At 53.5% G+C, this 16,118-nt stretch carries 16 protein-coding genes and 1 pseudogene; 12 read left to right on the top strand and 5 right to left on the bottom strand.

Annotated features, from left to right (window positions below):
- Positions 1-77: 77 nt before the first annotated feature.
- Positions 78-695, top strand: a complete 618-nt coding sequence (locus ACI31J_RS04415; protein ID WP_439773225.1) for a DedA family protein — start codon at positions 78-80, stop codon at positions 693-695.
- A 57-nt stretch (positions 696-752) separates the two neighbouring features.
- Here ACI31J_RS04415 and ACI31J_RS04410 read toward each other — a convergent pair whose 3' ends face one another.
- The 3 genes from ACI31J_RS04410 to ACI31J_RS04400 are packed head-to-tail and all read right to left on the bottom strand — an operon-like array spanning position 753 to position 4,467.
- A complete protein-coding gene (locus ACI31J_RS04410; RefSeq protein ID WP_439773281.1) occupies positions 753-1,745 on the bottom strand; it encodes a LacI family DNA-binding transcriptional regulator in 993 nt (330 codons plus the stop codon).
- Between the two features lie 53 nt (positions 1,746-1,798).
- Entirely contained in the window at positions 1,799-3,247 is a 1,449-nt protein-coding gene (locus ACI31J_RS04405) for a UDP-glucose--hexose-1-phosphate uridylyltransferase (RefSeq protein WP_439773224.1), read from the bottom strand.
- Between the two features lie 41 nt (positions 3,248-3,288).
- Positions 3,289-4,467 carry a galactokinase gene (locus tag ACI31J_RS04400; RefSeq protein ID WP_439773223.1) on the bottom strand — a complete coding sequence of 393 codons (1,179 nt, stop codon included), beginning with the start codon at positions 4,465-4,467 and terminating at the stop codon, positions 3,289-3,291.
- Positions 4,468-4,683: 216 nt separating this feature from the next.
- On the opposite strand from ACI31J_RS04400, the gene ACI31J_RS04395 reads away from it, so the two are divergent.
- From ACI31J_RS04395 to ACI31J_RS04375, 5 genes are all read left to right on the top strand, one after another.
- A complete protein-coding gene (locus tag ACI31J_RS04395; RefSeq protein ID WP_439773222.1) occupies positions 4,684-5,637 on the top strand; it encodes an SGNH/GDSL hydrolase family protein in 954 nt (317 codons plus the stop codon).
- A gap of 38 nt (positions 5,638-5,675) precedes the next feature.
- Positions 5,676-6,467, top strand: a complete 792-nt coding sequence (locus ACI31J_RS04390) for a tyrosine-protein phosphatase (protein WP_439773221.1) — start codon at positions 5,676-5,678, stop codon at positions 6,465-6,467.
- A gap of 12 nt (positions 6,468-6,479) precedes the next feature.
- Complete coding sequence (locus tag ACI31J_RS04385; RefSeq protein ID WP_439773220.1) at positions 6,480-6,986, top strand: YbhB/YbcL family Raf kinase inhibitor-like protein; 507 nt, start codon at positions 6,480-6,482, stop codon at positions 6,984-6,986.
- Between the two features lie 15 nt (positions 6,987-7,001).
- Positions 7,002-7,226 (top strand): hypothetical protein, encoded by a 225-nt coding sequence (locus tag ACI31J_RS04380; RefSeq protein WP_439773219.1) that lies wholly within the window; start codon positions 7,002-7,004, stop codon positions 7,224-7,226.
- 208 nt (positions 7,227-7,434) lie between these two features.
- Positions 7,435-8,214: a dimethylarginine dimethylaminohydrolase family protein gene (locus tag ACI31J_RS04375; RefSeq protein WP_439773218.1), complete on the top strand. Its 780-nt coding sequence runs from the start codon at positions 7,435-7,437 to the stop codon at positions 8,212-8,214.
- Between the two features lie 93 nt (positions 8,215-8,307).
- Here the strand turns inward: ACI31J_RS04375 and ACI31J_RS04370 are convergent, their stop codons facing one another.
- Positions 8,308-8,640, bottom strand: coding sequence for a hypothetical protein (locus tag ACI31J_RS04370; protein ID WP_439773217.1), 333 nt, complete (start codon positions 8,638-8,640; stop codon positions 8,308-8,310).
- 18 nt (positions 8,641-8,658) lie between these two features.
- Complete coding sequence (locus tag ACI31J_RS04365; protein WP_439773216.1) at positions 8,659-9,759, bottom strand: hypothetical protein; 1,101 nt, start codon at positions 9,757-9,759, stop codon at positions 8,659-8,661.
- Positions 9,760-9,848: 89 nt separating this feature from the next.
- On the opposite strand from ACI31J_RS04365, the gene greA reads away from it, so the two are divergent.
- From greA to ACI31J_RS04335, 6 genes and pseudogenes are all read left to right on the top strand, one after another.
- The gene (gene greA, locus ACI31J_RS04360; RefSeq protein ID WP_439773215.1) at positions 9,849-10,352 is read left to right on the top strand and encodes a transcription elongation factor GreA; all 504 of its coding nucleotides are present in this window, start codon (positions 9,849-9,851) and stop codon (positions 10,350-10,352) included.
- Between the two features lie 211 nt (positions 10,353-10,563).
- On the top strand, positions 10,564-11,316 hold the full coding sequence (gene pnuC / locus ACI31J_RS04355; RefSeq protein WP_439773214.1) for a nicotinamide riboside transporter PnuC: 753 nt from the start codon (positions 10,564-10,566) through the stop codon (positions 11,314-11,316).
- A 71-nt stretch (positions 11,317-11,387) separates the two neighbouring features.
- On the top strand, positions 11,388-12,068 hold the full coding sequence (locus ACI31J_RS04350; RefSeq protein WP_439773213.1) for a response regulator transcription factor: 681 nt from the start codon (positions 11,388-11,390) through the stop codon (positions 12,066-12,068).
- Positions 12,061-13,026 (top strand): ATP-binding protein, encoded by a 966-nt coding sequence (locus ACI31J_RS04345; protein ID WP_439773212.1) that lies wholly within the window; start codon positions 12,061-12,063, stop codon positions 13,024-13,026. The genes ACI31J_RS04350 and ACI31J_RS04345 overlap by 8 nt, the downstream gene beginning before the upstream one ends.
- 114 nt (positions 13,027-13,140) lie before the next feature.
- On the top strand, positions 13,141-13,896 hold the full coding sequence (locus ACI31J_RS04340; protein WP_439773211.1) for an ABC transporter ATP-binding protein: 756 nt from the start codon (positions 13,141-13,143) through the stop codon (positions 13,894-13,896).
- A 2-nt stretch (positions 13,897-13,898) separates the two neighbouring features.
- Positions 13,899-15,827: pseudogene (locus ACI31J_RS04335) on the top strand (FtsX-like permease family protein).
- The last annotated feature ends 291 nt before the right edge of the window (positions 15,828-16,118 follow it).

Genomic DNA, 16,118 nt, shown 5'->3' with positions numbered 1-16,118 from the left:
ATGTTAAAGTAAGTGAAACATGGATCGGTGGACACCGCGTCTACCAAAACTAACCGTAACAGGAGACCACAAACACGATGGACGCTTGGATCACTTCTTTTATTAACCAGTTCGGCTACTTGGCGATTGCCCTGCTGATTGCCCTAGAAAACGTCTTCCCGCCCCTGCCCTCAGAAATTATCCTGACAATGAGCGGTTTCATAGCAACAAAGACCTCCCTGACGATTGCTGGGGTCATTATCAGTGCCACCTTGGGCTCGCTGCTTGGCGCCCTGATCCTTTACGCGCTCGGCCGCCAGCTAACGGTTGACCGGCTGGGGGCCCTCCTTTCGCGCCGGCTCTTCCGTCTGCTGGGCTTTCAAAAAGACGATGCCTACCGGGCCGTTCGTTGGTTTAACCGCCATGGGACCAGTGGGATCCTCTATGGGCGTTGCATCCCAGTCGTCCGAAGCCTGATCTCAATTCCAGCAGGGATCGCTAAGACCCCGCTGATCAAGTTCTGCCTCCTGACCACCATTGGGAGCGCCCTTTGGAACACCATCCTGGTCGGGCTGGGGGCCTGGGTCGGCGAGTCCTGGAAAACCATCGTCCAGATCTTCGATGACTACACCACCGTCGCCATTATTGTCATGGCCCTGGCCGGTTGCTACCTGGCCTACCGCTGGTACCAAGCACGAATCAAAAAGAAGGCCTAATGGATTAGAAAAGCACCACCTGCACAGGTTGCAGGTGATGCTTTTTTCTGTTGATGTTTAACGCGTTGTCTGTCGCTTAATCAGATGGGTACCGACCACGGTCTTACATGGATCGTTATCTGGATTCTGCAGTCGCTTGATCATCATATCAACCGCCGAATGAGCCATCTCATCGGTCGCCACATGGACCGCCGACATGCTTGGGTAAACGTACTTGACCAGGGCGGTATCGTTGAAGCTAATCAACGACAGACGACTTGGAATCCTGATCTTAGCCTCTTGGACCGCTTTGAGAGCCCCGACCGCCATCGGATCGTTGGCAATAAAGATCCCGTGAGGCAACCGGTCGCCCAGGTCAGCGATCGCCTTCTTCATCACCTGATAGCCGGACATCGAGGTGTAGTTGCCGGCAAAGATGAATTCAGGATGATAGAGACCGCGATGACGCAGGTCACTCTCAAAGTAGAAGCGCCGCAGATCCGGGACCGTTTCGTTATCCGTCGTGGTTTCAGTTCCCGCTAGCATCCCAATGTCGTCGATTCCTTCGGCACAGAATTCGCTGATGACCGACCGAACCGCGTTTTCGAAGTCCGGTACCAGACAATCATAACCTGCCGCCAGGCTGTCGTAATCAACGAAGACGATATTCGGGGTCACCAGACGAAACTTTTCGACCTGGCTGTTGCTGAACTTGCCGATCGCAATGATCCCCGTGACGTCTTGCGGAATGTCCTCCATGTTGTTCTGGTAGATCGGCACGGTCTGCAGGCCCCGCTGTTGCGCAGAACGCTCGATTTCCATGCGAATCGCCATGTAGTAGAGGTCATCCAGTTCCTGAGTCAGGGAGTACCATTGAACAACCGCGATCTTCTGGGTACGGTTGCTTGCGGAACGCTTGTGCTTCGTGTAGTTAAAACGCTCGGCCGTATCTAGCACCCGTTGCCGCGTCTTTTCGTTCACGGAAAGGGTCGCATCGTTATTAAGAATTCGCGAAACGGTGGCAATCGAAACCCCCGCCTTGTTTGCAATGTCGCGCAGTGTTACTGCCATTCTTAACATTCGCCCCTTTCCTAAACTTAACAGAAATATTTTACCAGTTTTTACTATAATTTTTCAATGAATCTGTCCCAACCGGCTTGGCCAGCAGCATCATCCTTGAAGACACCGGCGTTTTCAAGGACGTTGGCAAAGACATTGGCCAGTTCCTGTTCCATTACCTCGTCAACATTGTCCGGGGTGATGGACATCTTAGCCTGCACTTCCTTAGCCCATGGCAGGTGGCGGTCAGCGATCTGGTTGTCCTGACCGAGCCAGAACTTCTTGACCTCTGCCAGCTCACTCTTCAGCCGGGCCGGCAGAATTGCCCGTCCCATTACTTCGATCAGGCCGATGTTTTCCTTCTTGATGTGCCACAGCTTTTCGTGTGGGTGGAAGATACCTAGTGGGTACTCGTCACTGGTGTTGTTGTCACGCAATACCAGGTCGAGGACGAACTTTGCGCCGTCGCGGTGCATGATTGGGGTAACGGTGTGGTGGCGGGTGTCGCCGTCAAAGGCCTTGATATCAAGACTTTCGTCGCTGTAGTGGTCCCAGACGTCAATGATGTGGGTCCCCAAATCAATCAGCTGAGCCGTGTCTGCACTGGTGAGGCGAATGTCACTCATTGGCCAGTTGACAATCCCGGCCTCAACGTCAGGGTAATCCGCAAATTCCAGCGGCTGCTTGATCGCTGCCTTCATCATTGGGAAGCTGTGCCGGCCACCCTGATAGTGCTCGTGAGCCAGCATCGAACCGCCGACGATTGGCAGGTCGGCATTGCTACCGACGAAGTAAGCAGGCAGCTGTTTTTCAATCTCAACCAGGTTGATCAGAGTCTGCCGGTTGATCTTCATCGGTTCGTGCTTACTGTCGAGGAAGATGCAGTGTTCGTTGAAGTAAGCGTATGGTGAGTACTGGAAGCCCCACTTGTGGCCGCCGATCATCATCCGAATAATCCGGTGGTTGCTCCGGGCCGCCTGACCGAGCCGGCCCTTGTAGCCTTCATTCTCCATGCACAGGGCACACTGTGGGTACTTCTTCTTAGTATCATGAGCGGCCGCCGCAATGGCCTTGGGATCTTTCTCCGGCTTGGAAAGGTTAATGGTGATTTCCAGATTGCCGTACTTGGTTGGCTTGTCAAAAACCACGTTCTTCTTGATCGCGGCAACCTTAACGTAGTCGTTGCTCGTGCACAGGTTGTAGAACCAGTTGGTGGCCGTGTCTGGCGACTGTTGGTACTTCTCCCAGAATTCGTGGTTAACAACGGATGGCCGCGGCGTCATCAGGTCATAGAGCTGGTCATTCAAAATTTCCCGCTCGGTCTGGCCGTCTTCAATCTTGCCGCGCTTAACCGCCAGATCAACCAGCTGGCTAACCAACGGCGCATCGTCATTGGCTTCAACATCTTCGTCGCCAACGAAGCCCCGGATCTTGTTTAGGACATAGATCCGGTCAAGCGGTTCGTAAGCGCCGCTTGCAATCACCTTGTCGGCATATTCTTCCATTAACTTCATTATCTCGTTCCCCCACTAAAAAGCATTCTTTAAGCAATCAATTAAAGCTTGTGCGGTCCATCAACAACTTCGGCATCGTAGAAGCTGGCGTCGTAACCGATCTTGTCGCGGTAAACATCGCCAACGTTCTTCTTGAAGTTGTCGGCTTCGGACTTCTTGACAATGGCGATTGCGGAGCCGGCGAACCCACCGCCGACCATCCGGGCACCAAGGCAGCCTGGTTGTTCCCAAGCAGTTTCAGCTAAGGTATCCAGTTCCTTACCGGTAACCTCGTAGTCGTACTTCAGGGAAACGTGGGAGGCATTGATCAGGCGGCCAAGTTCTTCCAGGTCACCCTTTTCCATGGCATCGATGGCCTTCTTGGTCCGTTCGTTTTCACTAACGGCGTGCCGAGCCCGACGGAGCAGGGTGTCGTCATTGATCAGGTAAGTGTATTGGTCAAAGGTATCAGGATCAATTTCACCCAACTTCTTGATGTTGAGCTTCTTGCTCAGGCGCTTAACGGCCTCTTCACATTCTTGAACCCGCTCGTTGTACTTAGAGCCGGCCAGGGAGTGGGTCTTATTGGTGCTCATGATGACAATTTCGTAGTCGCCGAGTTCCAGTGGCAGGTACCGGTATTCCAGGGTGTTGCAGTCGAGGTAGATGGCGTTATCCTTCTTACCCATCCCAACGGCAAATTGGTCCATGATCCCGGAGTTAAGACCTACGAAGTCGTTTTCCGTCTTTTGCCCCAGTTTAACGAGTTCGATCTCGTCAATGTCGAGGTTGAATTCTTCCTTGAGAATGTTCCCCATCAGCATTTCAATCGAAGCGGATGAAGACAGGCCAGAACCGTATGGCAGGTAACCGTGAATGTAGAAGTTGAAACCATGGTCGATCTTGTAACCACGTTGCTTCAGGTATACCAGCATCCCCTTGAAGTAGTTAACCCACTTCTCATCCTTAGCTGACTGTGGTTGGTCATCGTTAATATCAAAGGTAATGATCTTACTGTTTTCTTCCTTAGCGGAGTTGGCTGAGTAGATTGCAACCGTCGTGTCTTCCCGTGGGCCGTAGACACCATAGGTACCAATGCTGATGGCACATGGGAAGACGTGCCCGCCATTGTAGTCGGTGTGTTCACCGATTACATTGATCCGACCAGGTGAGAAGAAGACATCCTTACCATTTTCGTTAAAGACCTTTTTGTATTCATCTAAGAATTGTTGCTTATCCATCACAATAACCTCCATACTTCAATCCATCATATTGCGAAAAAACTGTAGTAAACTTTTACTAAATCTAATTTAGTCTTCTTTACCCGATTTGTCAATAAGCGCTTTCATATTTGCCTAACAAACTTTGCAAGCGCTTTCTAGATCGACTGAGAACAGCACAATAAAATTCCCGCGTTGCCGTGCTAAACTAGGATTAACTTCTAAGGAGGACTTTTTATGCGTACCTATCTTCCGTCACAACTTTTAAAACTTGCTCAGCGAACCGGACGCTGGGCGGTCAAGCACAACGGCCTTTATACCACCAACCTGGGGAGCTACCTGCGCGTTCGGGTCATGGGCAGCCACCAGCTCACCCTGACCGTGGCGAACCATCACTCTGCACTAGGACCAGGGCAGGTCTACGCAATCAGAGTCGACGGCTGCCACTGGCGACGTTTCTTCGCCCAGCAGGAAAAGATCATCCTGCCCCTCACCCCCGATGCGCACACCATCGAAATAATGGCAGCTGGCAATACCGATCTGGACGAGGTCTGGACTGGGGACCAGGGCTTTGCTATTCGGTCTTTGAGGATCGATGATGCCGGCACATTGGCGCCTACCCCAGTCCGACCCGTAATCGACTTCATCGGGGACTCCATCACGGCCGGTTGCTGGGTTGCTGGCCGCCATGCCGCCGTCGACTACCGGCCCGAGAGCAATTACGCCACTATCTGCGCCGACCTGTTGGATGCCGACAGTCTCCGGATTGCCTATTCCGCCGGCGGGGTGCTCCGGCCAGCGACTGGCGGGGTCCCGGTCGCCAGTGAATTCCTTCGTCGCATCGATTGCCACACGCCCTGGATGGCTAACCATCCCCAACTGGTGGTTGTCAACCTCGGCGTTAACGACCGCCGCTATTCAGTAGCCCAGTTTAGCACCGCTTATGATCACTTCATCAAACAGGTCACCGACTGCTTCCCGGGCACCCCGACGGTCCTGCTAGTCCCATTCAGCCAGCACTTCAAGGGCGAGATTGAAGCCATCGGTCAATACTACCGCCTGCCGGTCATCGACACCGCCAACTGGTGTCCTTCCTATACCGACGGCCTTCATCCCGATCAAACAGGCACTATCATTGCCGGCCAACACCTCGCACAGGCAATTGCCCCTTACTTGAGCAAAAAGGTATAGAATAGGTATTAACCGATAAATTACGAGGGAGGATTCCTATGCCAAATCGACTGCTCAACATTAATAACGGCCACAACTTCCGCGACCTTGGCGGCTACCAGACCACTGACGGCCGGACCACCAAATGGCGCCAGCTTCTGCGGACCGGTTCGTTGGCCACCTTGACCGATGACGACCTGACGACCCTGTCCCAGATCCCGGTCACCCAGGATATTGACCTGCGTGGCCAGGCCGAGGTTCGCCAGATGCCTGACCGGGTTCCAGCGACCGCGACCTACTACCATCTGCCGGTCTTTGATGAGGACGAAACGGACGCCTCACACAGCAACGAAGAGATTGCCAAGCGAATGCAAGAGGAGGGCAACGGCTACCGCCACATGCTGACGGTTTATTCCCGGATGGCCACTATCCCAAGTGCCAAGCGCGCCTTCCGTCAACTGTTTGACCGCCTGCTCGAAAACCAAGGCGGGGCCACCATCTTCCACTGCACCGCCGGCAAGGACCGCACTGGAATGGCGGCTTTCCTGATTCTCAGTGCGCTTGGTGTTCCACGTGAAACAATCCAGAAAGACTACCTGTTGACCAACCAGGTTACGGAAGACTTTCGTGAGGGCTGGCTGGCCCAAATGAGAAAAGACCTGCCACAGACCCCAGCCACGGATACCCTGATCAACAACCGGCGAGACCTGGCCTCGGTCAATATCGATTACTTAAACACGGCTATCACCACCATTGAGGACCACTACGGCGATGTCCAGCACTACCTGACGGACTACCTGGAACTCACTGATGACCAGCTTCGCCAGTTGCGCGACCGCTACCTTGAATAAGGAGGAGTTAAAATGAAAATCTCAGTACCACTTGAAAACGGCCTGCTCGCCGACGAATACGGCAAGTACGCCCCTGCATCGGCAATGCTGGCTGCCCACCCGATTAAGTCATTCCCAATCACGGTTACCGACCTCCCTGCCGGCACCAAGACTCTGGCTTTGACCTTTGTGGATTATGACTCAACGCCAGTCTGCGGGTTCACCTGGATCCATTGGCTGGCCGCCAACATTCCGGCGACAATGACTAATCTGCCGGCAAACGCCAGCCGCGACCTGGCGGATCAGTTTATCCAGGGCCGCAACAGTAATGCCGGCTCTCTGGTCAACGGCGATCCGCAGATCATCACCGGCTACGTTGGCCCCCAGCCGCCTGACCAGACCCACGTCTACACATTACGGGTTTACGCACTCGACACCGTTTTGCCGCTAAAAAATGGCTATTGGTTGAACGAATTTATCCACGCCGCTCACGGTCATATCCTCGATCATGGTAAAATAGACTTACCAAGTCGTGCATAAGGAAGTGAAGTAAAAATGGAAACCAGAATTTTCTTTAATCCCGGTGACTCAATCGCCAACATTCACGATTACAACGAAGCTGTACGAAAGGGCCAAATTTTCAAGCGGGAACGCCGCAATGACGACCTGGTGATCGCCAAGGGCCCCGACGATGAAGAATACGCAATCTTCTACGCCAAGGACGCGGCTAAGGAACCGGGCGCGGGGCAAAAACCGTACCAAATTAAGCATAAATTCTAGAATAAGCTGAAAAAAGCACTAAAGCGCTCCTAGTATTAAACACTAGGGGCGACTAGCCTATGGTTTTCCGTGCTTACTAAATACAAAGTAAAGAAGCTGAAGCCTAACATATCAGGCTCCAGCTTCTTTGCTATATTGAACTCAATCAGGGCAAATTGTATACTAAAGTTAGTTGTTGAAAACGTTTTCTAGGGAAGAAGGTCTTTGAATGTTATTTACTAAAGCAATTGTTCGTACTCCCGCAAAAAGTGTGATTAATGGGATTGATGATTACGCCGATGAGGGTAAGCCGGACTACCAATTGGCAATCAAGGAACACCAAAACTACGTTGCGACCCTTAACGACCTCGGTATCACCACTACAATTCTGGGGCCATTGGAAGACTACCCCGACTCCTGTTTTGTCGAGGACCCGGCAGTAGTCTTTGATGACTTTGCCGTTATTACCAATCCCGCCCGGAGCACCCGGCAAAGGGAACGGGAGCTCATCAAGCCGGCAATCAAGCAGTTCTACACTGACCACCAAATCTTTGAAATCACCAGCCCCGGCACATTAGAAGGCGGGGACGTCATGCCAGTGGACAATAATGTGATCTACGTGGGCCGCTCTGCACGAACGAACCAGGCTGGAATCGATCAGTTCACCAAGATCGCCGCCAAATTCGGTAAGATCGTTAAGGCCGTTCCTGTTCAAAATGTGCTCCACCTCAAGACCGGTACTACCTACATGGGTGATAACAAGCTCCTGGTTGCCGGTGAATACATCGACAGTCCCTACTTCAAGGGCTTCGACCAACTCAAGGTTCCAACAGGAGAAGACTATGCCGTCAACTGCATCAACACCGGTAACGGAGTAATCATGCCGGCGGGCTTCCCAGGAGTCAAGAAGTTGCTCGAAGACAATGGCTTCACCACGCGTGAAGTCAACATGTCCGAGTTCAGTAAGATCGACGGCGGGTTGACCTGCCTGTCACTACGTTTTAACTAAACAATCATTCCGTAATAAAAAATATGGGCCTGGGAAAAAGCAAAATTTTTCCTCAGGCCCTTATTAATTCTTAAATTTTTCCAGCTTCATCCTTTACCGGCCACCGACAACCTTAGTCACCGCATCGTCAAAATGCAGCATCATGCTGTCCGGACTGGCAGTAAAGTCATCAATGAAGGTTGCCTTCTTAGGGGCGACTCGCCCAACTTCTTTGCCCATGATATCGTAGATCACCAGGTCATGGCCCTGCTCATCCCACTTAACATCATCATAATGGCCATCCAAGGCCTCATCCATCAATGCCTGAAGGGTATCCCGGACGGCATTGCGAATGATCTCTTCCTTGGTCACGTGCTCACCGTGCTTTTGCCGGTCCAAGAGCTGCACCTCAACCTCAGTCATACTCTGTGGAATCTGAATGCTCATTGCCGTCTGCTTCCTTTCTTACTTACGCCGCTTCTTACGAGCCTTCTTACTGAACTTGATGCCCCGCGGTGCCCGATGGTGGGTAATCTTCTCACCGGTAGCCGATGATAGCTGAGCCCGCCGCCGTGCTTCTGCCTGCCGTTTGACCAGTTGCTGGTGTTCATAATCACGCCATGGGTTAAGCAGGGTTCGCATGAAGGCCGCTACCTCGTCACGGTGATCATCCATCCAGGCTTCAGCGGCCGGAACATCATCCGTGTTGATCCCGTTGCTGTTGATGAAGGACAGCATTAATTGGGTCTCTCGTTCCTTGCGCGAGAGGGAAGCCAGCATCTCCTGCGAATTTTGCATGTTGGCGATCGCCTTCATCCCTACCTTGTACTGGTCCATCGTGATCACACCGCTCTGGTTCAGGTAGTCAAACAAGGCCTGGGCAGTTGGCACAATATTGCGGATTTGCTTTGGGGTAATGTCCGGGTCGAGCGGCATCATCATGCCGAGAACCCGTTGCAGGTCCGCAAAGACCCACTCGCCAGGATACTCGTTGAATTCCTGGTGCATTAGGTTCAGGAATTCGGCAATCACGTATTGCATTTCAGCCAGACTAAGGGCCTGATGCTGGAACTCAGGGGCCGCCGGAATGTCACGCTTAACCCGTGCGATCAATTGCGCCAGCTTTTCCTCGCTCCATGTCGTCTTAGGCTGCTTAACTGGTTGTGTTTGGGCCTTAGGCTGTGTCCCAGCATCATTCGTGCCCTGCAGCTGGGCCCAGGTCTTATGAGCCTTCCGGCAGGCATTCATGTTGGCACGCTGCGCATCAATTGCCTGAACAATCTCCTTTAATTGATCAACGCCAAGGAACTTCTGGTAGGCCTTTAGAACCGGGGCAACCGCAATGCCAAATTGATTGGTCAGTGCCGGGTCCGCGATAAAGTCGCCAACCATTACTTCCTTAACCGCCTGGGGTGTCCACGCGGTGTCGGCCAAGTGCTGCTCATTTGTCATCTGTTGATTAAACCGGACTAAAATATCTTGAGCATGCTTCTGCTGGTTAGCAGATAGCTGATGATACGTGGACGAAGTGAGGAACTGTTTTACGTGTTCTTCTTGCTCGTTCATTCTTCAATTATCCTCCGTCTCAAAATTGAATTTTCCTTTCTATGATACCATAATTGTGATGTAGCGAAAAAATAAAGGACTGATCAAAAATGCAACGCAAGAAGATTGCCGAAGCGATGAAGAATGTTTATTTTCAAAAAATGACCCCCAACGGCTATCACGAAATCGAGCAGGAAATCGCTCAGTTGCAAGAAAAGCGGCCGGCTAAGATTGCCCAGCTCAAGGCCGCCCGGGCGCTCGGGGACCTTTCGGAAAACACCGAGTACAGCACCGCCAAACGGGAGCTCCGCCACCTGGAGAGCCGCCTGCGCTACCTCAACAAACAGCTCCAGTACTCCCAGATAGTCAAGCCCGCAGACAGTCAAGCCGTCGACCTCGGCAGCCAAGTGACTCTGCGCTTCGACGATGACGATGAGGTCACTGACTATCAGGTGGTCGGCAAGATGGAAGCCGACCTGGCCAAGCAGAAGATTTCCTTTGACTCGCCGCTGGGGCAGGCCCTACTCCACCACCGGGCCGGGGAGACGGTCACCGTTCAGGCTCCGCAATCCAGCTATCAGGTGACCATCATCAAGATCCAACTAAGTGATTAAAAAATAATTTAGCGATAGTTGGGTAACCGGTTACCCGCCTATTATCGTAAAATCGACGTTAACAATTGGGCAATTAATCAACATGATAATTGCTTGCGCCGCTGGGACGGGCCCGTTATACTAGTACGCGTTGCATTTTTAATCACTACATATTGTGTCGGCACCGTGATTATTACATGTAAACCGCAATATTTAGTATAGGGGTTTTATCATGTTTAATAATTATCTTAAGTTTCTTGGCCACCAGCTGCAGGGCTGGCCGCAACAGAACTATTACCTGTTCTTCTTCAGCCTCGGCTGCCAGGTGATGACCCTCGTCAGTTCCCCGATTACCTGGGTAACGATCATCACCTTCATCGGGACGACCCTGGGGGTGCTCTGCGTGCTGGCCATCAACGCCGCCAAGTCCGTCAACGGCTGGCTCGGGATTCTTTCGGCGATCTGCTTCATCATCGCCGGTTTGAATGCCAAAAACTACCTCAGTATCGGTGAACAGCTGGCCTACGTCGTTACCCTAGACGTGCCTGTCCTCCTGTCGGCCAACTGGAACGTCAACATGGCATCTAAGATCCGCCACTTCACCGCCAAAAGCTGGGTGGTTGCCATCGTCGCCACCATCCTGGTCTACCTGGTCTCCGGCTACCTGATCGGCCGGCTCACCGATGACCCGCGGCCATGGATCGACGCCATTAGCTTCTCCATCAGCCTGACTGCCGGGGTAATCTGCTTCCTGCGTTTCAACAACCAGTTCTTCTGGTGGCTGGCATCCGGGATCGCCCAATTAGTCCTCTGGTTCGTCTCCTACCGGCAGGGCTCCGCAACCCTGGCAATGGCGGTCAACTCCTCGATCTACGTGATCAACGACATCCTCGCCTTCACCGTTTCCCCATGGTACAACCAGAAGGAACGGCAACGCCTGATCAAAGAGGAAACTGCCTACGCTCACGAGATGGGATTGGAATAATAAATTTGACGCTGCGCCGTGTAATCGGCCGGCGTTTTTTTGTATACTTTAGACAAAAAGGAGGGAATAACGTGGCAAAAATTTTCATTGTGGAAGACAATCCCCAGATCATTGCGGCCGTCACCCATGAACTGACCAAGTGGCAGCACACGGTGGTCACCGTGCAGGACTGGCAAAGCGTCACCAAGGAGATCACGGCGGCCCAGCCCGACCTCGTCCTCTTTGACATTACCCTGCCGAGCTTTGATGGCTTCTACTGGATCCAGGACCTGCGCAGGCAAAGCCAGGTGCCCATCATCGTAATCTCGGCGGCCGATATTGACAGCAACGTGATGCACGCGGTCGCGGCGGGCGCAGACGACTACCTCATGAAGCCCTTCTCCATGACCGTCCTGCTGGCCAAGGTGCAGGCCCTGCTGCGCCGCAACCGGCAAGACAGCCCCAGCACCCAGCTGGACTGGGACGACAACCACTTCAACACCCTGACCAACGAGGTCCACAACCCTAATGGTCAGGCCCAGCTGACCCCCACCGAGGGCGCCCTGCTCCAGGTCCTGCTCAGCCACCACAACCAAACCGTCAGCAAGGCGACCCTGCTGGAGTGGCTCTGGCAGGGCGGTAAGTACCTAAACGAAAACACCCTCAACGTCAACATCAGCCGGCTGCGAGCCAAGCTGGCCCCACTGGGGTTAGACCGTGCAATCCGGACGGAACGGGGCGTCGGCTATCGGCTGGTGATCGCCAATGAATAGGCGGTTTTGGCGACTATTTTCCCGGGCCGCCCTCTCCACCGTCAGCACCTACCTGTTGCTGATCGGGTTGGCCTGGCTCCTGGCGATCCTCTACCAACTGCCACGGCATTTTTGCTGGGACCTGCTCCGCTTCAGTCTCCCGCTCCTCCTAGTCTGGCTGGTTGGCAGCGTCCTGCACAGTCGACGGCGGGTTTGGCACCTTCAGCACCACGATACGACAGTTGCACCCCATGATCCGGTGGAAGGCCAGCTGATGGACCAGCTCGCGCATGTGCAGGATGACAGCCGGCGGCAGATTCAAGCACTGCACCTCCAGCAGCAACAACAGCTCGACCGGCTGGACCTCTTTGCCCACGAGATCAAGAACACCCTGACCGGTCTCCAGGCGGCGGCCGAAAATGCGCCCACCGTTGCCAGCACCAGTGTTAAGGATGAAGTCCGAGAGGCTAACTACTACCTGGACCTGCTCCTTAACGATGAGCGCCTAACGATGGCCAGTTCAGACTACGAGTTCTCCTGGGTCAACCTGCAGAATCTCGTCAATTCGGTAATTCAGCAGAACTCCGCCCTCTTCATCCGCTGGCAATTAGTTCCTGAACTAATCAACCTCGACCACCGCGTCCTGACCGATCCTAAGTGGTTGCGTTTCTGCATCAATCAGCTCCTCTCCAACGCCATCAAGTATTCCCAGCCCGGTGGCAAGATCACCGTCTCCTGGGACAAGCGGGCCCTCATCATCAGCGATCAAGGCGTTGGCATCTCTGCTGCCGACCAGCAGCGAATATTTGAAAACGGCTTTACCGGTCACAATGGTCACCAGACCACCCAGTCGACCGGGATGGGACTCTACCTGATCAAACGGGTCGCTGCTGAGCTCAACTTCACCATCCGGGTCCGCTCCCAGGTTGGTCAGGGAAGCAGCTTCTATTTGATCTTCCCTGCCAGCAATGTTCGCTGATTAAATAACATTACAAAGCTGTAAGGTTCTGGTTACTTTCGTAAGTAGGAAAGTGACCGGGGCCTTTTTATAATTAAAGTATCAACAGCGAACCAATTGAAAGGAGCAATTACCATGCCATTACTACAACTCAATCACGTCCAGCGCACTTACAACGCCGGCACCAGCCACCCCGTCACCGCCCTGAAGGATATCAACTTCACCGTTGACCGCGGCGAATACGTGGCCATCATGGGCGAATCCGGGGCCGGCAAGAGTACCCTATTGAACATCATCGCCACCCTGGAACACGCGACCGGCGGCCAGGCAATCCTCAACGGTCAAGACCTAGGTGCCCTGTCCAAGGACGACGCAGCCCGCTACCGGCGCGAACACCTCGGCTTCATCTTTCAACACTTCAACCTATTGGACAGCCTCTCTAATCGGGACAACATCTACCTGCCCCTGGTCCTGGCCAAGATGGATCCCGCGGTCATGGAACAACGCCTACGTCCCCTGATGAAGCGCCTACGGATCGAAAGGGTCATCGACCGCTTCCCTAGTGAAATTTCCGGTGGTCAGCAGCAGCGGGTGGCCATCGCCCGGGCCCTGATTGCCCAGCCGGACCTCCTGCTGGCCGATGAACCGACCGGCGCCCTGGATTCCAACACCAGCGCCGAGATCCTGGAACTGTTCGACGACGTCAATGAAAACGGCCAGACCATCCTGATGGTGACCCACAGTGCCGCGGCGGCCAGCCACGCCAAACGCACCCTCTTCATCAAGGACGGGCGAATCTACCACGAGCTCTTCCGCGGCAATCAATCGTTGAAGAAGTATCAAGAAGAGATCAGCAACACGATGATGACCCTCACGAATGGTGGTGAATAACAATGCTCTTTTTCAAATTAATCAACTCCAGTTTCCGGCGTAACAGCAAGGTCTATGGCCCCTACCTGTTGGCGGCTAGCATGCTCGTGGCGATCAACTACATCTTCGCTGCAATCGGCGTCAACCACAGCCTGCACCAACTGCCCAGCAGTGCCGCCGCCACGGCAATGATCAACCTGAGTGCCAATTTCATCCTCCTGGTTACCTTTGCCTTCCTCCTGTACGTCAATCGCTTTCTCTGGCAGCAGCGCAGCACCGAGCTTGGTCTCTACAGCATGCTGGGGATGACCAGTCGCAACCTGGAGCTGTTGACCATTATTGAAAAATGCTACCTCTTCATCGGCAGTATCATCTGCGGGCTGGTCACCGGGGTCATCTTTGAACGCCTCGCCTTTCTGGGATTGGGCCGGCTCCTGAAGGTGCACAGCCTCAGGCAGCCCTGGATTGAACCGGCGGCCCTTGCTCGGACAACCCTGTACATGGCCGGCTTCTTCGTCATCCTGATGGTGGTGGACCTGATCAAATTACACCGCTTCAACCCCAATCAGCTCTGGCACGCTACCGCAAAAGTACCCCGCCACCATGGCTGGTTATTCAAACTCATGGGCGTGTTAGGAATCGTCCTGCTGGCGATTGCCTACTACCTCACCCTGACCACCAAGCCCCGAGTCTCTGCATTCAGCAACTTTATGACCGCCGTCCTGCTCGTGGTGGTCGGCACCTACCTGCTGTTCATTGCCGGAAGCGTCCTCATTCTTCAATTCCTGCAGCACCGCAAGAAATTCTACTACCGGCCGCGGCATTTCATCGCCATCTCCGGGATGCGCCAGCGAATGGAACAAAACGGCGCCAGCCTAGCTACGATCTGCCTATTATGCTCAGCCGTCCTCGTCGCCCTCTTCAGCTCGCTCTCCCTCTACGCCGGTATTGGTGATACGGTCAACCTCTACGTCCCCAAAGACGTGGTCATGACCACCAAGCAGCCACTGACTAGTCAGCAACACGAAACGATCAGCGCCGTCGCCCGGCAGCACCACGCCAAGGTATTTGCCCAAAGTACCTACCAAGCCACGACGGTCCAGAACGGTTACTGGCAAGGCCAACGGTTTATCAACCAGGGGGCCCTGGAACACATGACCAATGACACCACCAGTTCCGTTATCTTTGTCACCAGCCGGGAATACCGCAAGATGACCGGCAAGACGGCCCGGATCAATGATCGCCAGGCCCTGATCTACTCCCCGGCCAAGCAACACACCGGGGCGGTCACCATCGCCAACCATCGTTACCAGGCGAAAAATCTGCGCTAGCTTAACTTTGCCTTTAACCCCGAGCACTCCATCTACGCACCGGCTTTCGTGATTGTTAATCACCTGCCAGTAGGGATGCCGACGATGAACGTCACCAGTTTCCGTTACCGCCTGAACGGTTCTGACCGGCAACACATGCAGTTTGAAAGCGAACTGCAGGCCCGCCTCCAGCTTCCCAACGGCCAGCTAACCGGGCGGTACAACATTCACTACCTATTCAACAGCCTGTACGGAGGCCTGGTATTTGCCGGGATCCTGATCAGTCTGGCGCTGGGCATTACCACCACCATCGTTATCTACTTCAAGCAGATTTCGGAAGGATATGCCGACCAGTACCGTTTCCAGACAATGCAACAAGTTGGCCTCAGCGAAGGCGAGACCACTAAGAGCATTCATAGTCAGGTCCTAATGGTCTTCATGCTGCCGATCGTCGGGGCCGTCGTCAACCTGCTCTTTGCAGCGCCCGCCATCAAGCAGATCATGACCCAGCTGAGTTTCTACAACCTGCCGCTGATGATCACGGTTGCCATCACGATTACCCTGGCACTGCTGGCCATCTACCTGCTGATCTACGGCCTGACAACCCGGGTCTACCATCAGATTATCGACAACATTCATTAAAGCTTAGTGCCCACCGGCTTCCTAACCCGGTGGGCCTTTTGGCTTTGAACAAGCAAAGAGATATTGATTGACTTCCACTGGCAACCAGGTTAGAATATTGCTAACAATAAATAAGTGTTAAGTAAAAAAGGAGTGGTCCAAATGTTAAAAGTTACAAATTCAATTCATCCGTGGTCCACTAGCTGCTGTTGTTAATCATCTTGTGCCTGCCCCAGTCTGACTGGGGTTCTTTGGCTTATTTGCTTTTTGATTAACAACAGTTTTTTAGTGTCCAAATAACAACGAATTGAG

It is taken from the genome of Limosilactobacillus sp., from assembly GCF_051873075.1.
In the GTDB taxonomy this organism is placed as follows: domain Bacteria; phylum Bacillota; class Bacilli; order Lactobacillales; family Lactobacillaceae; genus Limosilactobacillus.
The sequence above is the reverse complement of the archived record's forward strand: the minus strand, read 5'-3'. Positions and strand labels throughout refer to the sequence as shown.

Coding starts and splice junctions, on each gene's coding strand:
- ACI31J_RS04340 (WP_439773211.1), top strand. CDS start 13,141: ATGCCATTACTACAACTCAATCACGTCCAGCGCACTTACAACGCCGGC.
- ACI31J_RS04390 (WP_439773221.1), top strand. CDS start 5,676: ATGCCAAATCGACTGCTCAACATTAATAACGGCCACAACTTCCGCGAC.
- ACI31J_RS04345 (WP_439773212.1), top strand. CDS start 12,061: ATGAATAGGCGGTTTTGGCGACTATTTTCCCGGGCCGCCCTCTCCACC.
- ACI31J_RS04400 (WP_439773223.1), bottom strand. CDS start 4,467: ATGGATAAGCAACAATTCTTAGATGAATACAAAAAGGTCTTTAACGAA.
- ACI31J_RS04370 (WP_439773217.1), bottom strand. CDS start 8,640: ATGAGCATTCAGATTCCACAGAGTATGACTGAGGTTGAGGTGCAGCTC.
- ACI31J_RS04365 (WP_439773216.1), bottom strand. CDS start 9,759: ATGAACGAGCAAGAAGAACACGTAAAACAGTTCCTCACTTCGTCCACG.
- ACI31J_RS04415 (WP_439773225.1), top strand. CDS start 78: ATGGACGCTTGGATCACTTCTTTTATTAACCAGTTCGGCTACTTGGCG.
- ACI31J_RS04380 (WP_439773219.1), top strand. CDS start 7,002: ATGGAAACCAGAATTTTCTTTAATCCCGGTGACTCAATCGCCAACATT.
- ACI31J_RS04375 (WP_439773218.1), top strand. CDS start 7,435: ATGTTATTTACTAAAGCAATTGTTCGTACTCCCGCAAAAAGTGTGATT.
- ACI31J_RS04395 (WP_439773222.1), top strand. CDS start 4,684: ATGCGTACCTATCTTCCGTCACAACTTTTAAAACTTGCTCAGCGAACC.
- ACI31J_RS04385 (WP_439773220.1), top strand. CDS start 6,480: ATGAAAATCTCAGTACCACTTGAAAACGGCCTGCTCGCCGACGAATAC.
- greA (WP_439773215.1), top strand. CDS start 9,849: ATGCAACGCAAGAAGATTGCCGAAGCGATGAAGAATGTTTATTTTCAA.
- ACI31J_RS04405 (WP_439773224.1), bottom strand. CDS start 3,247: ATGAAGTTAATGGAAGAATATGCCGACAAGGTGATTGCAAGCGGCGCT.
- pnuC (WP_439773214.1), top strand. CDS start 10,564: ATGTTTAATAATTATCTTAAGTTTCTTGGCCACCAGCTGCAGGGCTGG.
- ACI31J_RS04410 (WP_439773281.1), bottom strand. CDS start 1,745: ATGGCAGTAACACTGCGCGACATTGCAAACAAGGCGGGGGTTTCGATT.